Annotated in this window: 16 protein-coding genes; 5 read left to right on the forward strand and 11 right to left on the reverse strand. The window is 73.0% G+C overall.

Annotation, left to right across the window (positions count from 1 at the left end):
- Positions 1-74: 74 nt before the first annotated feature.
- Positions 75-1,571, reverse strand: a complete 1,497-nt coding sequence (locus OG335_RS34800; RefSeq protein WP_405015139.1) for an MFS transporter — start codon at positions 1,569-1,571, stop codon at positions 75-77.
- Positions 1,572-1,698: 127 nt separating this feature from the next.
- On the opposite strand from OG335_RS34800, the gene OG335_RS34805 reads away from it, so the two are divergent.
- Positions 1,699-2,211 carry a MarR family winged helix-turn-helix transcriptional regulator gene (locus tag OG335_RS34805; RefSeq protein WP_405015140.1) on the forward strand — a complete coding sequence of 171 codons (513 nt, stop codon included), beginning with the start codon at positions 1,699-1,701 and terminating at the stop codon, positions 2,209-2,211.
- 183 nt (positions 2,212-2,394) lie between these two features.
- Here the strand turns inward: OG335_RS34805 and OG335_RS34810 are convergent, their stop codons facing one another.
- The 7 genes from OG335_RS34810 to OG335_RS34840 form a co-directional block, all read right to left on the reverse strand.
- Complete coding sequence (locus OG335_RS34810; RefSeq protein WP_405015141.1) at positions 2,395-3,054, reverse strand: 3-oxoacid CoA-transferase subunit B; 660 nt, start codon at positions 3,052-3,054, stop codon at positions 2,395-2,397.
- A complete protein-coding gene (locus tag OG335_RS34815; RefSeq protein WP_405015142.1) occupies positions 3,054-3,809 on the reverse strand; it encodes a CoA transferase subunit A in 756 nt (251 codons plus the stop codon). The genes OG335_RS34810 and OG335_RS34815 overlap by 1 nt, the downstream gene beginning before the upstream one ends.
- A gap of 14 nt (positions 3,810-3,823) precedes the next feature.
- Positions 3,824-3,976, reverse strand: a complete 153-nt coding sequence (locus OG335_RS34820; protein WP_405015143.1) for a hypothetical protein — start codon at positions 3,974-3,976, stop codon at positions 3,824-3,826.
- Positions 3,970-4,620, reverse strand: coding sequence for a hypothetical protein (locus OG335_RS34825; RefSeq protein WP_405015144.1), 651 nt, complete (start codon positions 4,618-4,620; stop codon positions 3,970-3,972). Before OG335_RS34825 ends, OG335_RS34820 begins: the two co-directional genes overlap by 7 nt.
- A 154-nt stretch (positions 4,621-4,774) precedes the next feature.
- Positions 4,775-6,391 (reverse strand): bifunctional 3-(3-hydroxy-phenyl)propionate/3-hydroxycinnamic acid hydroxylase, encoded by a 1,617-nt coding sequence (locus tag OG335_RS34830; RefSeq protein WP_405015145.1) that lies wholly within the window; start codon positions 6,389-6,391, stop codon positions 4,775-4,777.
- Positions 6,388-7,320, reverse strand: coding sequence for a VOC family protein (locus OG335_RS34835; RefSeq protein WP_405015146.1), 933 nt, complete (start codon positions 7,318-7,320; stop codon positions 6,388-6,390). Before OG335_RS34835 ends, OG335_RS34830 begins: the two co-directional genes overlap by 4 nt.
- 88 nt (positions 7,321-7,408) lie before the next feature.
- The gene (locus OG335_RS34840; protein ID WP_405015147.1) at positions 7,409-8,251 is read right to left on the reverse strand and encodes a fumarylacetoacetate hydrolase family protein; all 843 of its coding nucleotides are present in this window, start codon (positions 8,249-8,251) and stop codon (positions 7,409-7,411) included.
- Between the two features lie 185 nt (positions 8,252-8,436).
- Here OG335_RS34840 and OG335_RS34845 point away from each other — a divergent pair, with 185 nt between their 5' ends.
- The 3 genes from OG335_RS34845 (at position 8,437) to OG335_RS34855 (ending at position 11,594) form a co-directional block, all read left to right on the forward strand.
- Positions 8,437-8,967, forward strand: a complete 531-nt coding sequence (locus OG335_RS34845; RefSeq protein WP_405015148.1) for an FCD domain-containing protein — start codon at positions 8,437-8,439, stop codon at positions 8,965-8,967.
- Positions 8,968-9,283: 316 nt separating this feature from the next.
- Positions 9,284-10,600: an MFS transporter gene (locus OG335_RS34850; protein WP_405015149.1), complete on the forward strand. Its 1,317-nt coding sequence runs from the start codon at positions 9,284-9,286 to the stop codon at positions 10,598-10,600.
- Positions 10,601-10,778: 178 nt separating this feature from the next.
- On the forward strand, positions 10,779-11,594 hold the full coding sequence (locus tag OG335_RS34855) for an IclR family transcriptional regulator (RefSeq protein ID WP_405015150.1): 816 nt from the start codon (positions 10,779-10,781) through the stop codon (positions 11,592-11,594).
- Between the two features lie 80 nt (positions 11,595-11,674).
- On the opposite strand, the gene OG335_RS34860 is transcribed toward OG335_RS34855, so the two are convergent.
- The 3 genes from OG335_RS34860 to OG335_RS34870 all read right to left on the reverse strand — a co-directional run bounded on the left by OG335_RS34860 (position 11,675) and on the right by OG335_RS34870 (position 16,719).
- Positions 11,675-13,207 carry an ABC transporter substrate-binding protein gene (locus OG335_RS34860; RefSeq protein ID WP_405015151.1) on the reverse strand — a complete coding sequence of 511 codons (1,533 nt, stop codon included), beginning with the start codon at positions 13,205-13,207 and terminating at the stop codon, positions 11,675-11,677.
- Between the two features lie 406 nt (positions 13,208-13,613).
- Entirely contained in the window at positions 13,614-15,221 is a 1,608-nt protein-coding gene (locus OG335_RS34865; RefSeq protein ID WP_405015152.1) for a carboxylesterase/lipase family protein, read from the reverse strand.
- Between the two features lie 925 nt (positions 15,222-16,146).
- On the reverse strand, positions 16,147-16,719 hold the full coding sequence (locus OG335_RS34870) for a TetR/AcrR family transcriptional regulator (protein WP_405015153.1): 573 nt from the start codon (positions 16,717-16,719) through the stop codon (positions 16,147-16,149).
- Between the two features lie 120 nt (positions 16,720-16,839).
- On the opposite strand from OG335_RS34870, the gene OG335_RS34875 reads away from it, so the two are divergent.
- Positions 16,840-17,280: a nuclear transport factor 2 family protein gene (locus OG335_RS34875; protein WP_405015154.1), complete on the forward strand. Its 441-nt coding sequence runs from the start codon at positions 16,840-16,842 to the stop codon at positions 17,278-17,280.
- The last annotated feature ends 97 nt before the right edge of the window (positions 17,281-17,377 follow it).

Here is a 17,377-nt window from a genome sequence, read left to right on the forward strand (position 1 = left end):
CGGGTCGGGTTGCGCGGCCGGCCCACGCCGGTGCCGGGGAGACCGCTTCCGCGGGCGCTCTCCCCAGCTGTGCTTCACACGGTGAGGTGCCGCTCCGCGTCGGAGCCGGTGGCGGGCCCGGTGGCGATGCCGTGCTGCTCGTCGGGGCGGCCCTTCCTGGGCAGCAGGAAGGTGATCGCGAGGAAGACCACCAGCAGGCATGCCTGGACGATCAGCGCGCGGTGGAATCCGCCGGTGAAGTCACCGGTCTCGGCCCGGGCGAAGAACACCGAGCCGAAGACCGCGACGCCGATGGAGCCGCCGATGGCCTGCACGGCCGACAGGACGCCGGAGGCGGATCCGATCTCGTCGTCGTCGACCGCGGCCAGGATGAAGCTGAACAGGGCGGCGATCACCATGCCGGCGCCGACGCCCGCCACCGCCACGCCGGGAACGATGTCCCGGATCGAGAAGGTGGCGGCGTCGAGGCCGTCGAGCTCGAACCACAGCACGGCCGCGCCGGCCAGCTGGACGAGCGGTCCGATCTGCAGCACCTTGCGGCCGATCCTGTCCGCGAGGAACGCGCCGCTGACCGCGCCGCCGATCGCGGTTCCCACCGCGAGGGGCAGGTTGCCCAGCCCCGCGTTACCGGCGGTGAGGTGCCGGCCGATCTGCAGGAACAGGGTCAGCACGAGCTGGGTGCCGACGAGCCCGCCGAAGAACAGGGCGATGCCGCCGAGTCCGACGGTGAAGGCGGGCTTGCGCAGCAGGCCCGGGGTCACCAGCGGCTCGCGGCCCGTGGCGGCCGTGCGGCGCTGCTGGAGGGCGAAGAGGGCGAAGCCGATCGCCGAGGCGGCCATGGACAGCCAGGTCCACAGCGGCCAGCCGTTCTCCTGCCCCTGGTTGAGCGGCAGCACCAGCAGGGCGCAGGAGATCGCGACCAGGGCGGCGCCGGTCGTGTCGACCCGTACCGTGCGATCGCCCGCCTTCCTGGGCACGAACCTCGCGGCGACGATCAGTGCCGTGATTCCGATGGGCACGTTGATCAGGAACACCGACCGCCAGCCCAGGCCGAAGAAGTCGCCCTCGATGAGGAAGCCGCCCAGGACCGGGCCGACGATGCCGCCCAGGCCGAGGACGGGTCCGAAGATCGCGAAGACCTTGGTGAGCTCGGGGCCGGAGAAGTTCTCCCGCAGCAGGCCCAGGCCCTGGGGCAGCAGCACCGCTCCGGCGGTGCCCTGCAGCAGGCGGAAGGTGATCAGCGACCCGATGTTCGGCGCGACCGCGCACAGCAGCGAACACGCGGTGAAGGCCGCGAGTCCCACCAGGAACATCCGGCGGCGGCCGTAGCGGTCGCCGAGCCGGCCGCCGAGCACGAGCCCGGCGCCCAGGGTGAGGGCGTAGCCGCCGATCACCCATTGCAGTCCGACGGAACCGGCGCCGAGGGACTTCTCCAGGTCCGGCCCGGCGACGTTGACGATCGAGGCGTCCAGGAGGTCCATGATCTCCGCGATGATCATCACCGCCAGGATCAGCCACCGCCACCGGTAGGGCTCGGTCGTCTCGTCAGGGGTGGGAGACGGGTCACGCACGTCAGATACCTCCATGGTGAAGTAATTCCACCATGAAGGTAAAGTGGTGAAGGTAGGTTGTCAAAGCGGGCCGCCCACCTGGACGCCCGGCAGGAGAGCAGAGGTGGCGGGCCCGGTGGAGGAAGCGATGGGTGACGGTGTCGCGGCACGGCGCGAGCGGCTGATGGAAGGGCTGCGGATCTACGGCGGCCACTACGCCGAGCTGAGCCGGCGCTTCGCGGCATGGCTGGGCCTGCACTCCACCGACGCGACCGCGGTGCTGGAGATCGCCGCCGCCGAAGAACGCGGGACCCCGTTGTCACCGGCCCGGCTGAGCGAGCGCATCTCCCTGTCCACGGGCGCCACCACCGCGCTCCTGAACCGCCTCGAAGCGGCCGGGCACATCACCCGCACCCGCGAGCACTCCGACCGGCGCGTCGTCACCCTACGCGGCGGCCCGCACATCCAGGAGCGGGCGGACGAGTTCTTCGGCCCGCTCGCCGGCCGCCTCGATGCCGCGATGTCCCCCTACCCGCCACAGCTCCTGGAGCAGTTCGAGCAGTTCATGGCCGATCTGAACGCCACCATGGACGCCCACCTCGCCGAGCGGAGCCCGGTGGCACCGTGCCCCCCGGGCGTCCTCGGGGACCGCCGACGCTAGGGGCGGGTCCGCCGGTGGTGGGGGTCCGCCCCGGCCGCGAGGCAGGGCAACCTCGGAATGGGAAGTGCGGCCGGGGCGGAGTTCCCGTCCCTGGCCCCGGGGGTACGGGGAGTGCCTGCCGGGCCGGCGGCCGGGCGGGACCGCGGGCCACCGGCTCGGCCGGCTGAGGGTGGGGAGTGTGGTTCAGGAGGGGGCGGGCGCCGGTTCGGCGATCCGGACGGTCACCGGGGCGCCGGTGCGGGTGATGACGTCCTCGGGGGTGACGCCGGGGGCGGTCTCCACCAGGGTGAGTCCGTCGGTCCCGACGTCGAGGACGGCGAGGTCGGTGATGATGCGGTGGACGCAGGCCCGGCCGGTGAGGGGGAGGGCGCACTCCCGGAGGATCTTGGGGGTGCCGTCCTTGGCGGTGTGCTCCGTCAGCACGATGACGCGGCGGGCGCCGTGGACGAGGTCCATGGCGCCGCCCATGCCCTTGACCATCTTTCCGGGGATCATCCAGTTGGCGAGGTCGCCGGTGGCGGAGACCTGCATGGCGCCGAGGATCGCGGTGTCGATGTGGCCGCCGCGGATCATGCCGAAGGAGAGCGCGGAGTCGAAGAAGGCCGCGCCGGGCAGGGTGGTGACGGTCTCCTTGCCGGCGTTGACGAGGTCGGGGTCGACCTCGTGCTCGGTGGGATAGGGGCCGGTGCCGAGGATGCCGTTCTCGGAGTGCAGGACGACGTGCACGCCGGGCGGCAGGTGGTTGGGCACCAGGGTGGGCAGGCCGATGCCGAGGTTGACGTAGGAGCCGTCGGTGAGTTCGGCGGCGGCACGGGCGGCCATCCGGTCGCGGGTCCAGGCCATCAGGCGCGCACCGTCCTCTTCTCGATCTGCTTGTTCACGGCCTGGGCGGGGGTGAGGGCGACGACGCGCTGCACGAAGATGCCGGGCAGGTGGATCTCGTCGGGGTCGAGTTCGCCGGGTTCGACGAGGTGCTCGACCTCGGCGATCGTGATGCGTCCGGCCATCGCGGCGAGCGTGTTGAAGTTGCGGGCGGCCTTGGTGAAGACGAGGTTGCCGTGCCGGTCGCCGCGGGCGGCGCGCACCAGGGCGAAGTCGCAGGTGATGCCCTGCTCCAGCAGGTAGGCGCGGCCGTCGAAGGTCCGCACCTCCTTCGGCGGCGAGGCCACGGCCACACCGCCGTCGGGGGCGTAGCGCCACGGGATGCCGCCGTCGGCGACCTGGGTGCCGACGCCGGCGGGGGTGTAGAAGGCGGGGATGCCGCAGCCGCCGGCGCGCAGGCGCTCCGCGAGGGTGCCCTGGGGGGTGAGTTCGACCTCCAGCTCTCCGGCGAGGTAGCGGCGGGCGAACTCCTTGTTCTCGCCGACGTAGGACGCGGTGATCCGGGTGATCCGGTCGTCGGCGAGCAGGATGCCGAGGCCCGCGTCGTCGACGCCGCAGTTGTTGGAGACGACGTGCAGGCCGCCGGCGCCTCGGGTGTGGAGTGCCTGGATGAGCGTGCCGGGGATGCCGCACAGGCCGAAGCCGCCGACGGCTATCGAGGCGCCGTCACCGATGTCGGCCGTGGCCTCGGCGGCGGAGGAAGCTGTTTTGTCCATCGGGGACCTCTCGGTCATCGGGGGAGGTGGTGGGCGGTGGCGGGGACGCCGCCCAGGACGCGGTGGAAGAACGCGGCCACGGCGGCGACGGTCTCGGGGACGGCGGCGGGTTCGCGGTCGGTGTCGCCGAGCAGGACGGAGGCCCGGCCGCCGGCGGCGGTCACCACCTGTGCGAAGCGGACACCGTGTTCGGCCGGGACGTGCGGATCGTCGGGCCGGTGGACGACGAGCAGGGGACGTCGTTGCCGGTGGCCAGCGCGATCTCGCTGACCTGGTGCAGGACTTCGGCATCGGGATGGCGGCGGACGGCGGTGCGCCGGTGTGTGTCGGGATCCGGGGCGGGGCCGGCGCCCCAGCTGCCGGCCACGCCGGCCAGGGCCTGGACGCGGGAGCGGGTGTCGACGGTGCCGTAGGCGGTCAGGGCCGCGAGGTGCGCGCCGTCTTCGCAGCCGAAGAGGGCGATCCGGTCGGTGGCCGGGCCGTGCGGGGTGCCGTTGCTGCGCAGCAGACGCACGAGGGCGCGGATGGTGTGCAGAGCGACGTCGCGGCGCGCGGGGCCCGGGGCGCGGACGGCGGCCACGGCGAGGCCGTGTGCGGCCAGGGCGGACGTCCATCGGGCGGCGTGGTGATCGTCGGGCCGGGCGTAGCCGGAGACGTCGATGACCAGCGGGCAGCGCATGGCGCCGCCGGTGGGCAGGTGGAGGTCGACGACGGGGAGGGTGCCGTCGTGCCGGGCGCGCAAGACGTCCCGCTCGACGCGCGCCGGGGCGGGGGCGGCGGGGTGCGCGTCGGAGTCTGCGGTGGTCCGCATGGCTGATCCTCGGGGTGCGTGGGTGCGTGGGTGCGTGGGTGTGTGGGTGTGTGGGTAGGCCGTGCCGCCGGTGCGTGCTGTCCGGGAACGCAGCGGCGGCACGGCCCGCCGGATGGTCGCCCCGGGGGACGGCTCGGCGCGACCGGATCGGTTGCTACCGGCTCGCGGCTGCGGTGGTGAGCGGTGAGCGGTGGTGCAGCCCGTCGCGGAGTTGGCCGAGCAGGTGGTGCAGCCCGGCCGGGTCCGCGGCGGCGCCGTACAGGTAGAAGTCGGGTCGGACGACGGCCGCGACGTGGTGGTGTTCGCGCAGGTGGGGCAGGTAGGCGCCGTCGACGTCCAGGTAGCCGTCGGCCGGGGCGTCGGGCGTGTGCGCGTCGTACAGCGGCACCAGGGTCGCGCCGATGCGGTGCAGGAGGTCGCGGTCGGCGTCGTCGAGGGCGTCGAGGGGGCCCGGGCCGTCGGTGAGGACGGTGAAGCCGCCGCCGGTGAGTTCGTCGAGCAGGGCGGTGCGGCCCTGGTGGGTGAGCCTGTACTGCGGGGTGAGGTGGCCGACGGCGGGGCTGCGGGTGCCGTCGGGGCCGTGCTGGAGGACGCCGTCGCCGAGGACGGGCGGCGGCATGGGGGGCAGGGCGAGGGCGGGGTCGGCGCCGGTGGCGATCATGCGGGCGTCGCGGGCGGCGGCCTCGGCCGGGTCGAGGACGCAGATGACCCGGCCGAGGGCCATCGACATGCTGATGGCGTGCTGGACGTGCTCGCTGCGCTCGGTGGTGTAGGTGTCGAGCAGGTCCGGGTGCGAGATGCCGCGCAGGACGTGGTCGAGTTTCCAGGTGAGGTTCATGGCGTCGCGCAGGCCGGAGCACATGCCCTGTCCGGCGAACGGGGGCATCTGGTGGGCGGCGTCGCCGGCGAGCAGCAGGCGGCCCTCGCGCCAGCGGTCCGCCCAGCGGGCCTGGAAGGTGTAGACGGTGTGGCGTTCGATCCGGGTGTTGTCGGGGGTGCGGCCCCAGGGAGCGAGCAACTCCCAGACCTTCTCGGGCGTGTTCAGCTCCTCGGCGCTCTCGCCGGGCAGCCGCATGAACTCCCAGCGGCGCCGGCCCGGTCCGCCGGAGACGATGGTGGTGGGCCGTGCGGGGTCGCACAGCTGCCAGTTCATCGGCGACCAGGTCTCCTGCTCGTGCGGGAGGGTGTCGACGATCAGCCAGTCGTAGAAGAAGCCGAGGTCGGTGACGGTGCTGCGCATCCGGGAGCGGACGAAGCTGTTGGCACCGTCGGCGCCGACGACGTACCGGGCCCGGACGGTGTGTTCGGCGCCGTCCTCGGTGCGGGTGGTGAGGCGGACGTGGTCGTCGCCCTCGGAGAGGTCGACGGCCGTACGGCCGCGGTGGAGGGTGACGCCGGGCTCCAGCAGGGCGGCGGCGGAGAGGACGGCCTCCAGGTCGGGCTGGGAGAAGAAGCTGGCGGTGGGCCAGCCGCACGGGCCGGTGCCGGACCAGTCGATGCGTACCAGGGCCTCGCCGTCGGCGTTGCGCCATTCGTAGTGGTCCGGGACGGGGTCGGTGACGGCCCGGATGCTCTCGTCGATGCCGGCCGCCTGGAAGATCCGGCCGATCTCGTGGTCGAAGTGGACGGCGCGCGGCAGGTCGTACGGGGCGGGCCAGCGCTCCACGACGACGACGTCGTGGCCGGCGCGGGCGAGGAGCAGGGACAGCAGCTGGCCGACGGGTCCGAAGCCGACGACGGCCACGTCGTGCGTGCGGGGGGTCTCGGTCATGCCCTGCCGTCCTTGCTGTGGGTGCCGGTCATCAGGGCCGCGAGGTCCTCGGGGGCGAGGAAGGACGGCGGTGGCGGGGGGCCCCAGGTGAAGAGGCTCTTGGCGCCTTCGAGGGTCTCGGGTGTCCACAGCTGGTCGTCGACGATGCAGTCCATGTCGGAGTAGTACTCGGAGAAGTTGCCGGCCGGGTCCTTGAGGTACCAGAAGAAGTTGGAGCCGGCGTGGTGGCGGCCCAGGCCCCAGACGTGCCGCTCGGGGTGGTCCTCCAGCATGGCGTGGGCGCCGCGGCCGACCTCGTCGATGTCGTCGACCTGCCACGAGGTGTGGTGCAGGTAGGTGACGGGCGAGGCCAGGACCAGGAGGTTGTGGTGGTCGGTGGAGCAGCGCAGGAACGCCCCGTGGTCCTTGATGCGGTCGGAGACCTTGAATCCGAGGCCGTCGTGGAAGAAGGCGGCGGTGGTGTCGAGGTCGGTGGTGCCGAGGACGGCGTGGCCGAGCTTGCGGGGCCGCACCGGTCCGGTGCGCAGGATGCCGGGGGCGCGGGCGCCGGTGCGTTCGGCGCGGCCGGGGCCGTTGTAGGCGGTGGCGGCAGCCGGATCCTGGACGAGGCGGGGGACGGTCTCCAGGACGGCGCGCGTTCCGGTGGGCCGGTCGTACGCGGTCAGGGTGCCGGGAGTGCGCTCGGTGGGGACGTCCAGGCGGTGCAGGCGTGCCGCGGCGGCGGCGAGGTCGTCCGGGTGGTCGACCCCGATGCGGATCTCGACGAGGCGGCGGGTGGGGGCGTGGACGATGCGGAGCTGGCGGCCGCCGTCGCGGCTGGCGAACCAGCCGTCCTCCTCGGGGGTGAGTCCGAAGTCGGTGTAGTAGGCGGCGGTTTCGGCGACATGGGGAACCCCTATCGTGATGGAGGTCAGGCGGTGCAGTGCCATGGGGGTGCTCCTCGGGCGGTACCGGATGGCAGGAGGATCGGCGGGGCCCGGCGGGCGGCGGCGTTGCCCGCCGGGCGGTCCGGCGGTGTCAGGCGGTGAAGCGCTGGCGCAGTTCGCCGATGCCCTCGATGGTGCTGACCAGTTCTTCGCCGGGCTGGAGCCAGCGCTGGGGGTCGCGGCCGAGGCCGACGCCGGCCGGGGTGCCGGTGAAGATCACGTCGCCGGGGAGGAGGGGGGTGACGGCGGAGAGGCCGGCGATCAGGGCGGGCAGGGAGAAGATCAGGTCGCGGGTGCGGCCCTTCTGGACTTCTTCGCCGTCGATGGTGCAGCGGAGTTCGAGGTCGTCCGGGTTGTCGAACTCGTCGGGGGTGACGAGCCAGGGGCCGATGGGGGTGAAGCCGGGGTAGGACTTGCCGAGGCTGAACTGGGGGATGGGTCCGGCGAGCTGGGTGATGCGTTCGGAGAGGTCCTGGCCGGCGGCGAGTCCGGCGACGTGGCCCCAGGCGGCGGCTTCGGAGACGTGTTCGGCGCGGGTGCCGATGACGGCGACGAGTTCGACCTCCCAGTCGGTGTGGCCGCCCGGGGGGAGGGTGACGTCGGTGACCGGGCCGGTGATGCTGGTGGCGAACTTGGTGAAGACCGGGGGCAGGCCCTCGGGGGCGGTGAAGCCGGATTCGGAGGCGTGGTCGCGGTAGTTGAGGCCGATGGCGAGCAGTTGGCGGGGGGCGGGGGCGGGGGAGCCGAGGTCGGCGGGGTCGAAGGCGGTGCCGGTCGGCAGGTCGGCTGCGGCGGCCCAGGTGCGGAACTCCTCCCAGCGCTCGTAGACGGCCTGGGGGTCGGCGGGGAAGCGGCCGGTGCTGGCGCGCTCGACGTCGACGGCGAGGCCGTCGACGACGAGGGCGAGACGGCCGCTGAGGTTGGCGATACGCAAGGGGGCTCCCGAGGTGCACGGGCGGTCACTCGGATACGCGGGGGAGGGCGTCGAGCGCGAGCGGCCCGCTCCGAGCTATTGGCCATGATGATTACATTGATATTGCGCCCGCGGGTCCATGACGTCAAGAGGAGGTGGTCAGTAACCTTCATAATGAATTCATCACGGAGCTGAGGAGAAGCGCGTTGAGCACCGCATCCGACCGTGCGTCGAGCACGCCACCGAGTGCATCCGCCAGCCCGGCACCAGCGGGACGGCACCGCGAGGGCCGACGGACCCCCGGCTCCGGGACACAGCCCGCGCGCCCCTTCGACGCGACCCGCACCAGCAGCCCCAGCCGCTCCGAGGGCGCGGCCGGCCGACCTCGCCGGCCTGCGCGAGCACATCACCGCCATGGGCCGGGTGTCCGCGGCCGAGGACCCGGTCGCCTTCGTGACGCCAACTGGCGCCTGCACGGCCGGATCGCCGCCATCAGCCCGAACGCGCTGCTGCGCTCCCTCTGCGGCAACCTGCTCGACCTCATCGAGTCGCACACGCTCTCCGTGCTGCCCCACGGCGACCAGCCCCTCGCCGAGTACATCGCCGAACGCCACCGCCTCCACAGCGACTTGGTCGAGGCCCTCGACCGGCGTGACCGCGACGCCGCGCTGCGGCTGATCGCCGAACACGGCACCTGCGCCGCCGCCGACGACACCGACCGGGGCGCTCTTCTCTGACGTTCCCGCAGGTCACCGGGCCCGCCACCGCGCGCACCCGCCGGGTGCGGCCACGGTGACGGGCCCGGCGCGGCCCCGCCGCCTGCCGGTCGGCACGCCGGGCGGGCAAGGATCGAATTTCGGCACTACTTTCGAAACATCCATTGACCCGGTGAAAGTCGGTGCCGTACACATGGGGCACCTGCCGAGCCCGCCGCTGCCAGGGAGCCCTGAACGGAGCGCGTCCAACCGCCCGTACGGCCCTGGCCTTCAGCCGCGGATGCCCTCGGCCCACCCGCCACACAGTCGTGGCCGGAAGAAAAAGGGCCCCACACTCATGACCTCCCCCTCCCCGGAGACGTCGGCGGCAGCCGCCGCAGGCGCTCCGAACCGCCGGACGTCCCTGCTCGTCCTGCTGATCGGCGTGCTCGTCCTCTTCATCGACGGGTACGACCTGTTCGTCCTCGGCACGGTCGGCCCCTCGCTGATCACCGACCCCGAGTGGCACATCGCCCCCACCACCATCGGCACCCTCGGCAGCCTCACCGCCCTCGGCATGCCGATCGGCGCCATCGCCACCGCCCGCATGGGCGACGCCCGCGGACGCCGCCTGCCCATCACGCTCTGCCTCGCCTGGATCTCGCTCTGCATGCTGCTGAGCGGCCTCGCCCCCGGCATCGGTGTCTTCGGCCTCAGCCGCTTCCTCACCGGCATCGGTATCGGCGCACTGTCCCCGCTGGTCACCGCCCTGATCGTGGACTGGGCGCCGCCCCGCCGCCGCACCCTGTTCGTCGGCGTCGCGCTCTCCGGCATCGCGCTGGGCGGTGTCGTCGTCGCCTGCATCGGGCGCGCCGTCCTGCCGGGCGTCCACTTCCAGACGCTCTTCCTCGTCGGACTCTTGCCGCTGCTGCTCGTCCCCGTCTGCTGGAAGGCCATCCCCTCCCACCGGCCGGCGTACGCCGCAGCGCCGGACACCGCCACCCCCGCCTCCGCCGCCACTGCCACTGCCGGCGAGGCCGAGAGCGGCTGGGCCGCGCTGTTCGCCCCCGGCCGCCGGCTCGCCGTCGTCCTCTTCTGCCTCGTCGCCTTCCTCGGCCTGGTGCTCGTCTACGGCGCCAGCACCTGGCTGCCCACTCTCATGATCAAGGCCGGCTACGACCTCAGCTCCGCACTGGAGTTCACCATCGCCTTCAACGGCGGCGCGATCGTCGGCACCCTCGCCGTCGCCCTGCTCGCCGACCGCGGCCACCTGAAGACCGCCACCCTCGGCCTGTTCACCGCGGCGGCCGTCGCGATGCTCGTCCTCACCCGGCACCACGACCACAACCTCATCCTGGCGATGTCCGCCCTGGCCGGCATGGGCACCCTCGGCACCCAGAACCTGGTCAACGCCTGGGTCGGCCGCTACTTCGGCCCGGAACTGCGCGGCACCGCCCTCGGCTTCGTCATCGGCCTCGGCCGGCTGGGCTCGATCCTCGGCCCCAGCTACCTCACCTACGTGACCACCGTGTCCGTCGCCCCCAGCGCCGGCTTCTACGCCTTCGTCGCCCCCGCCCTGCTCGGCGCCCTCGCCGTCGCCTTCATCCCCACCCGCCGCGGCGACGCAGCCCGGGAAGACCGGGCATCCGCCCGGCCCGTGAGCGCCGAGGCATAGCCACTCGGCGTGGCCCGGGGCCGCGGGCAACCGCGGCTCCGGGCCACGCCCACGCCCGCCCCACGCCCGCCGTGCGCCCCCCCGCGGCCGGCCCGCGGCGCAGGACAGTGTCCGAAAGCCCCCGGCCTCCCCGGCGGACGACTCGTTCGCCGCCCCGACGACGAGAGGGAACGCGGCCTTGCCCCCACACGACCCGCCGAGGACCGGCATCCCGCGCGGCAAGCGCCCGCCACAGGGGGATTCCGTCGTGGAGCGGTCCTTCGCCCTGCTCGGAGTCTTCACCACACACCGCCGATCCCTGGGACTCGGCGAACTGAGCCGTCTCACCGGCATCCCCAAGAGCAGCGTGCTGCGCCTGGCCCGCACCCTGGTCGGGCTCGGAGTCCTGGAGCGCACCGGGGACGGCGACTTCGTGATCGGCCTGCGCCTGTGGGAGATCGCCTCGCTCGCGCCGCAGATGCAGGGACTGCGCGCGGTGGCGATGCCGTACATGGAGGACCTCGGCCTGGTCACCCGCCAGCACGTCCTGCTCGCCGTCCGCGACGGCGACGACGCCCTGCTGGTGGAACGGCTGTCCGCACACGCCGCGAACCCGATCCTGTACCGGGTGGGCGGCCGACTGCCGCTGCACTCCACCGGGGTGGGCCAGGTGCTGCTCGCCTTCGCCGGCTTCGAGGAACGCAACGCCTACCTGGCCCGCTCCTGGCGGACCGAGCCCGAAGGCGTACCCATCGACGCCCGTGACCTGCGCCGGACCCTGACGGCCGTGCGCCGCGACGGCTACGCGACGGTCGTCAGGCCCCGGCCCGGGCCGCTCGTCTCGGTGGCCGCCCCGATCACCGGCGCCGACGAGGCCGTGGTCGCGGCGCTGTCGGTGGTGGTGCCCGCCGGCGACGACGTGCGCGCCATCGTGCCCGCCGTCCGGGCCGCCGCCAGGGCCGTCTCACGCGGACTCGGCTCCAGCGGCGTCGACGCCGCCCGCCCCGTCGCGTAGCCGCCCGTCACGTAGCGGTCCCGGTAGGGCGGGGCCGCCCGCGCCAGGTTCGGCGCGGGCGGCCCCGCCCCGTGCACGGGTCAGGAGGCCGGCCGCCAGTCGTAGAAGCGGGGCACCGGATCGCCCTTGCTCATCTGCAGACCGGTGACCTTGCGCGGATCGAAGAGCCAGACCACGGTGTCATGACCGATACCCGCGTACCAGGCCTGCTCCACCAGCAGCGCCGACGCACGGCGCAAGCCGTCCGAGGCCTCGGCATCGGTGGCGTCGCGGGCCTGCGCGAACGCCGAGCCGAGCTCAGGATCGGTGCTGCGGAAGGGGTTGCGCCGGCTGCGCTCCTCGAAGAGGACCGCCAGCGTGGTGTACGGCGCCGACCCCTGGACCGGGAGGATGGCGGCAGACAGTTCACGGGAGGTCAGGACACGCAGGTAACTGGCGTAGTCCTCGACCTCCCGCTGTACGGTGACCCCGATGGCCGCCCAGTCGTCGGCCACCGCCTGCAGGAGGGCGTCGCACTGGAAACGGTCGGTGGACAGCACCGGCAGGGTGAAGCCGTTCGGGTAGCCGGCCCGGGCCAGCAGCTGACGGGCCCGGCCGGGGTCGTAGGGGTAGGCGTCGTCGAGCCCGGCGTCGTAGCCGGGCGTCTCCGGCGCGATGATCTGGGCGGTGGGCCGGCCGGCACCGGCGAAGAACCGCGTGCTGATCGCAGCCCGGTCGATCGCCATGTTCAGGGCCTGCCGGACCCGGACGTCCTTCAGCGCCGGGGCCCGGGTGCCGGTGCGGTCCAGCAGGTTGACCAGGTAGTAGTCGGCCGCTCCCTGCACATGGGCCAGACCCGCTCCGTCGGCCTGCGCGAGAGCCGCCGGAACGCCGGGGGCGACGTCCACGCGGCCTGCGACGAGCGCGTCGTACGCCGCACCGAAGTCGGTGATGATCGTGAAGACGGCGTTGTCGAACGGGTAGGCGGCCGTGTTCCAGTAATCCCTGCGCCGGTGGAAGACGTAGCGGGAGCCCGGGGTGCTCCGGGCCGCGTCGTAGTCGTAGGGCCCGGAGCCGTCCATCGCGGTGGCGAGCTGCTCGGGGGTGATCAGCCGCTGCGGGTTGACGATCATGCCGGTGCAGCCCGCGAGGGTGGCCGGCAGGTCGGGGTAGGGCCGCGACAGGTTGATCACCACCCCCTGCGGCCCCTGCGCCTCGACGGACCGGACCGCGCCGGCGAAGTTCGAGGTAGCCGTGCGCACGCTCGTGGCCGCACGGTCCAGGTTGTGCTTGACCGCTTCGGCGTCCAGCACCGTGCCGTCGGTGAAGGTGACGCCCGTGCGCAGGCGCAACTCGAACCTGGTCGCACTCCGGTACTGCCAGGACGTGGCGAGTCCGGCCTGGACGGTGCCGTCGGGGGCGATCCGCAGCAGCGTGTCGTAGGCGGCAAGCAGGACGTTCAGGTCCGGGGCGCCGGCACAGGAGTACGGGTCGAGGTCGGCGGGGGCGCTCAGCGAGGCCACGGTGACGGTGCTCGCGGGGGCGGTCACCGGCGTGGCGCCGCAAGCGGCGAGGCAGACGGCTGCGGTGACGAGCCCTGTGGCGGAAAGCAGTTGTCGGCGGGTGGGGGCCATGGGAATCTCCTTCGATACCCGCGCGGCCGGTGAAGGGCCGCGGGCCCCACATCGTGGTGGCGGCAGCGAGGACGCGCGACGCCGTTGCCGCTCAGCGGCACGCTTTCCCCGTCGCTCCGGTGATCGCCCGGCGTGCGGGTGCGGCGGCAGACCACCGCAGACCGTGAGCGTTCCGCTCAATGGAATCCGTGAGCCGGGTCGCCTCCGGGACGGTCACCATGAGCAGCGACTACGACTACGACTGCGGCTGCCTTCACCTGCCTGCACGGCGCCTGACCGGCCGTCCGACCTCACGCACCGGCACCGGTACCGACACCGGTACCGGCGCTGGTACCAGTGCCAGTGCCGGAGCTCCCCGGCAGCCCGCGCCGGGGATCTCCGGGTGCTCCGGCTTCCCGACCCGGAATCAGCTTCCGGCCGTCTGCCAGGAACCGGGGAACCTGCCGTTGGTCCGGAAGGACGCAAGGAAGCCCAGCCGCGCCCCGTCGGGCTCCGTGACCGCCGCCGGCGCGGCGTTCAGCTCCATCAGCTTCGAGCCGGTCCCCGCGTACCGAGGCCAGTACGGCAGGCCCGGGCCGTTGGGGTCACCATGCACGGCGAAGTTCGTCCAGTACTTCGCGAGCGTGTCCGAGAACGCCCGATCCGCGGTGCCGGCCGGGGGCGCCTGCGGTGCGAAGTACTGCGGCAGGAGATTGCCGAAGACGAACGGCACGTCGGCGACGTGCGCCGGCACGGGCGAGTACGCGGACGTGTAGGTGAACGTGTACCCGTACACGTTCGAGCCGCCCGTCCGCTGCTGCAGGCCGAGCAGCTCCCAGGCCTGCTCCGAGATCACCATGTCACCGACGAGCCGACGGGCCTGAGCCGCCGCCTCCGCCGGTGTGGCCGCCGGATAGAGCCTCGCGAACTCCGCCATGCGGTCCGCACCGTACAGCCTATCCGCCGCGGTGTAGAACTCCTGCGACGAGGCATGGGGCAGCGCCCGGGCGTCGAAGAGCGGAAAGTCCTCGGCACCCGTGTAGCCGGCGAGCAACGGAACGTGCCGCTGCTCACCGCGGGCGAACACGGCGGCCGGGGAATCGGTCAGGACCTCACCGTCGATGCTGGGCGCGAAGAACGCGCTCCCGGTGGCAGCGGCGAGCCTGTCCGCGGGAACGGCCCGCAGGTCGGCAAGAGTGGGGGCGGCCAGGGTCGTCGAGAGCGCCGTACCCTGGGCCAGCGCGGCGCCGTGGGGCGGGATGGACCCGTACTCGCTGTCCCAGAAGGCCCCGCTCTGGGCGACGGCCTTCGCGAACAGGCCGCGCGTCTGCGGGGACGCCATCAGCATCCCCACCGCGTGGGCACCGGCGGACTGGCCGAACAGCGTGACGTTCCCCGGATCGCCGCCGAAAGCGGCGATGTTGCGCTGGACCCAGCGCAGAGCGGCGATCTGGTCCTGCAGGCCGAAGTCGCCGGAGCTCCCCGCCTCCCGGTCGAGGTCGGGACGCGCCAGGAACCCGAAGGCGCCCAGCCTGTAGTTCAGGCTGACCACCTCCACACCCTGGGCGGCCAGCCTGGCCCCGTCATACTTGGGATCGGCCGAGGAACCGAACTGGAACCCTCCTCCGTGCAGCCACACCATGACGGCCTTCGGCGGTCCCGACCGCCGCGGAGGCTGCCAGACGTTGACCGTCAGACAGTCCTCGCTCATCACCGCCGCCGGCGCCCCGGCGGGCTGCGTGCCCCAGCAGGCCGGCCCGAAGGCATCCGCCGTGCGCACACCGCTCCAGGCCGCTGCGGACCGGGGGGATCGCCAGCGGAGCGGACCCACGGGCGCTGCGGCGTAGGGAATGCCCTTGAACGCGGTCACACCGTTCGCATCCGGCGCCGCTCCCTGGACGAGGCCCGTGTCGGTCGCGACCACGCCCGGTGTCAGCGCCAGGGCGGGGGCGGGGCTCAGGGTCACCATCGCCGTCATCAGCGACAGCGCCACGCCCGCGGCCGGGACGTGTCCCCATCGTGCTCGTTGTTGCATGTACGACTCCTAGGGTGTGGGATCACCGGCAGAACGAACCACCGGTGACCAGGAGTTGAGACCCTAAAAGGCGATCGGCCCCCCGTTCGGCGTGGTCTCATTGAGCGGCACACGACTTTCCGTGAAGCCGACGAGGAAGCTCCTGTCCGCAGCCGAGACCGCCGCCGACGACCGTCACCGTCACCGCCGTCGCGACCGCCACTCCGGCCGTACCGTGCCCGGCCGGCCCGCATCGCGTGCCGCGCTCACTGCCCTGCACCCGGGTCACGGCGGGCAGGAGCGGGCCGCTGCGGGGGCTTGACGCCTGCCGTGCGGCGCGGTGCCATGGACCCGGCGGGAGGGGGAGCGTGGTGCCCGACGAGAACAACGGTGCCGAGGGCCGGAACGGCGAGGGCCCCGGCGATCGGCCGGATCGCCCACCGGGCCCGCATCGTCCCGGACCCCAGGACGCTTTCTGGGTGGGGGTGCTCGTGCTGATCGTGGCGGTCCTCGTCCTGGTCGCCCTCCTGTCCCAGGTGGACATGGACACCGGTGGTCCGACGTACGAGGACTGGAACACCGTCTGGCACTGAGCGCCCGCGTGCGATGTCCAGGTCCGGGTTGTCAGCGGCACCGGCCAGGGCACTGATCGGCGTGCGGGCTCGGCCACGCCCTCGTCGATGGCCCGATGTGACAGATCCCGGTCATTGCGGCCATGTCGGACCGGGCGGAAGGATCAGGGCATGTCCCCACCGCACCGCGTCGTGATCGTCGCCTTCCCCGGCATCGAGCTGCTGGACGCCACCGGACCGGCCGACTCGCTCCCGCCGGTGTCCCTCCGGCATGAGCGACGCGGAGTGGCAGGTCATCGCGTCGCTGCCGCTGCCGACGGCTCGTCGGTGGGACAACGGCGGGCGTCCGCAAGGGCACTGCGGCACGCCGTCGGTCAGCGCGGCCGCAACCCGTCGAAGACCACGTCGAAGATCCGCTGCCGGGCCGCCGGGTCCGTTCCGAGGTGCTCCATCGTCACACCGGTGCCGACCAGCAGGGCGATCAGTTCCGGCAGGCCGAGTTCCGGGCGGACGGCTCCGGCCCGCTGCGCCCCGTCCAGCAGCCGGGCGAGCTGTGCCTGGATCACCTCGCTGGACGCCTGCAGGGCCACGTGCGCGTCCACGCCGGCTGCGGCGAGTGCCCGGGCGAACTCGTTCTTGCCCGCAGACTGTTCGACGATCAGGCGGAAGCAGGCGAAGAAGGCGTCCGCGGGCTCCAGTTCGGCGGCCAGCTGTGCCGTCCGGGTGGCGATCGCCTCCAGTCTGCGCACCATCACAGCCTCCAGCAGCGCTTCCTTGGTCGGGAAGTGGCGGAAGAGCGTGCCGACTCCGACCCCGGCGGCCCGGGCGATCTCCTCGGTCGGTACGCCGACGCCGCGGGTGGTGAACACCTCCGTGGCGACGTCCAGCAGCCTGGCCCGGTTACGGGCCGCGTCCGCCCGCAGCGGGCGCTCCTTGGCATCGCTCATCCTTTTCGCCCTTCCTCGTCGACGGCGCCGTCGCCCTGGACAACCGGAGTGTTCAGTCCGTATCGTTGAAAGCGGACTCACCAGTCCGATTCTAGCAACGGATTTCACCGGAGGTTGATCATGCCCGGGACGCCGACACCGCGCGAGGTCTTCACGAAGCTGCTCGAAGGCATCGCCGCGGGCCGCTACACCGAGCTGGCCGGGCTCTACGCCGAGGACGCCGTGGCGGAGATCGTCTTCGAGCCGATCGGGCCGCGCCGCATCGAGGGGCGGGCCGCGCTTGCGGAGCGTTTCGCGCAGGTCGCCGCGCACAGTCCGGTGGACCTGACCCCGGCGAACGTGGTGGTCCGGGAGACCGACGACCCGGAGCTGATCGTCGCCGAATGGGACTACCAGGTGCACCACCGGCCGACCGGGCGGACCTTCGAGGCCGCCAACATCCAGGTGTTGAGGGTCCGCGACGGCCTGATCGTCCACACCCGGGACTTTCACGACCACCTGGCCCTCATTGCGGCCGGTGGCGCGCTGCCGCAACTGGTGGCAGCACTGGAGGGCAGGTAGCGGGGGACCGGCCGGGGGCCGCGGGCTCCCCGGGTCCCGGCTGCGACGCGTCCGACGGACCGGCCGCCGCTTCGGCACTCGCGCCCGCACCGGCGGG

The organism is Kitasatospora sp. NBC_01539 (genome assembly GCF_045040525.1).
Taxonomy (GTDB): domain Bacteria; phylum Actinomycetota; class Actinomycetes; order Streptomycetales; family Streptomycetaceae; genus Kitasatospora.

What these genes read in the sequence shown, in the direction of transcription:
- OG335_RS34805 (WP_405015140.1), top strand. Translation starts at nt 1,699, where the DNA reads ATGGGTGACGGTGTCGCGGCACGGCGCGAGCGGCTGATGGAAGGGCTG.
- OG335_RS34810 (WP_405015141.1), bottom strand. Translation starts at nt 3,054, where the DNA reads ATGGCCTGGACCCGCGACCGGATGGCCGCCCGTGCCGCCGCCGAACTC.
- OG335_RS34815 (WP_405015142.1), bottom strand. Translation starts at nt 3,809, where the DNA reads ATGGACAAAACAGCTTCCTCCGCCGCCGAGGCCACGGCCGACATCGGT.
- OG335_RS34825 (WP_405015144.1), bottom strand. Translation starts at nt 4,620, where the DNA reads ATGCGGACCACCGCAGACTCCGACGCGCACCCCGCCGCCCCCGCCCCG.
- OG335_RS34830 (WP_405015145.1), bottom strand. Translation starts at nt 6,391, where the DNA reads ATGACCGAGACCCCCCGCACGCACGACGTGGCCGTCGTCGGCTTCGGA.
- OG335_RS34835 (WP_405015146.1), bottom strand. Translation starts at nt 7,320, where the DNA reads ATGGCACTGCACCGCCTGACCTCCATCACGATAGGGGTTCCCCATGTC.
- OG335_RS34850 (WP_405015149.1), top strand. Translation starts at nt 9,284, where the DNA reads ATGACCTCCCCCTCCCCGGAGACGTCGGCGGCAGCCGCCGCAGGCGCT.
- OG335_RS34860 (WP_405015151.1), bottom strand. Translation starts at nt 13,207, where the DNA reads ATGGCCCCCACCCGCCGACAACTGCTTTCCGCCACAGGGCTCGTCACC.
- OG335_RS34865 (WP_405015152.1), bottom strand. Translation starts at nt 15,221, where the DNA reads ATGCAACAACGAGCACGATGGGGACACGTCCCGGCCGCGGGCGTGGCG.
- OG335_RS34870 (WP_405015153.1), bottom strand. Translation starts at nt 16,719, where the DNA reads ATGAGCGATGCCAAGGAGCGCCCGCTGCGGGCGGACGCGGCCCGTAAC.
- OG335_RS34875 (WP_405015154.1), top strand. Translation starts at nt 16,840, where the DNA reads ATGCCCGGGACGCCGACACCGCGCGAGGTCTTCACGAAGCTGCTCGAA.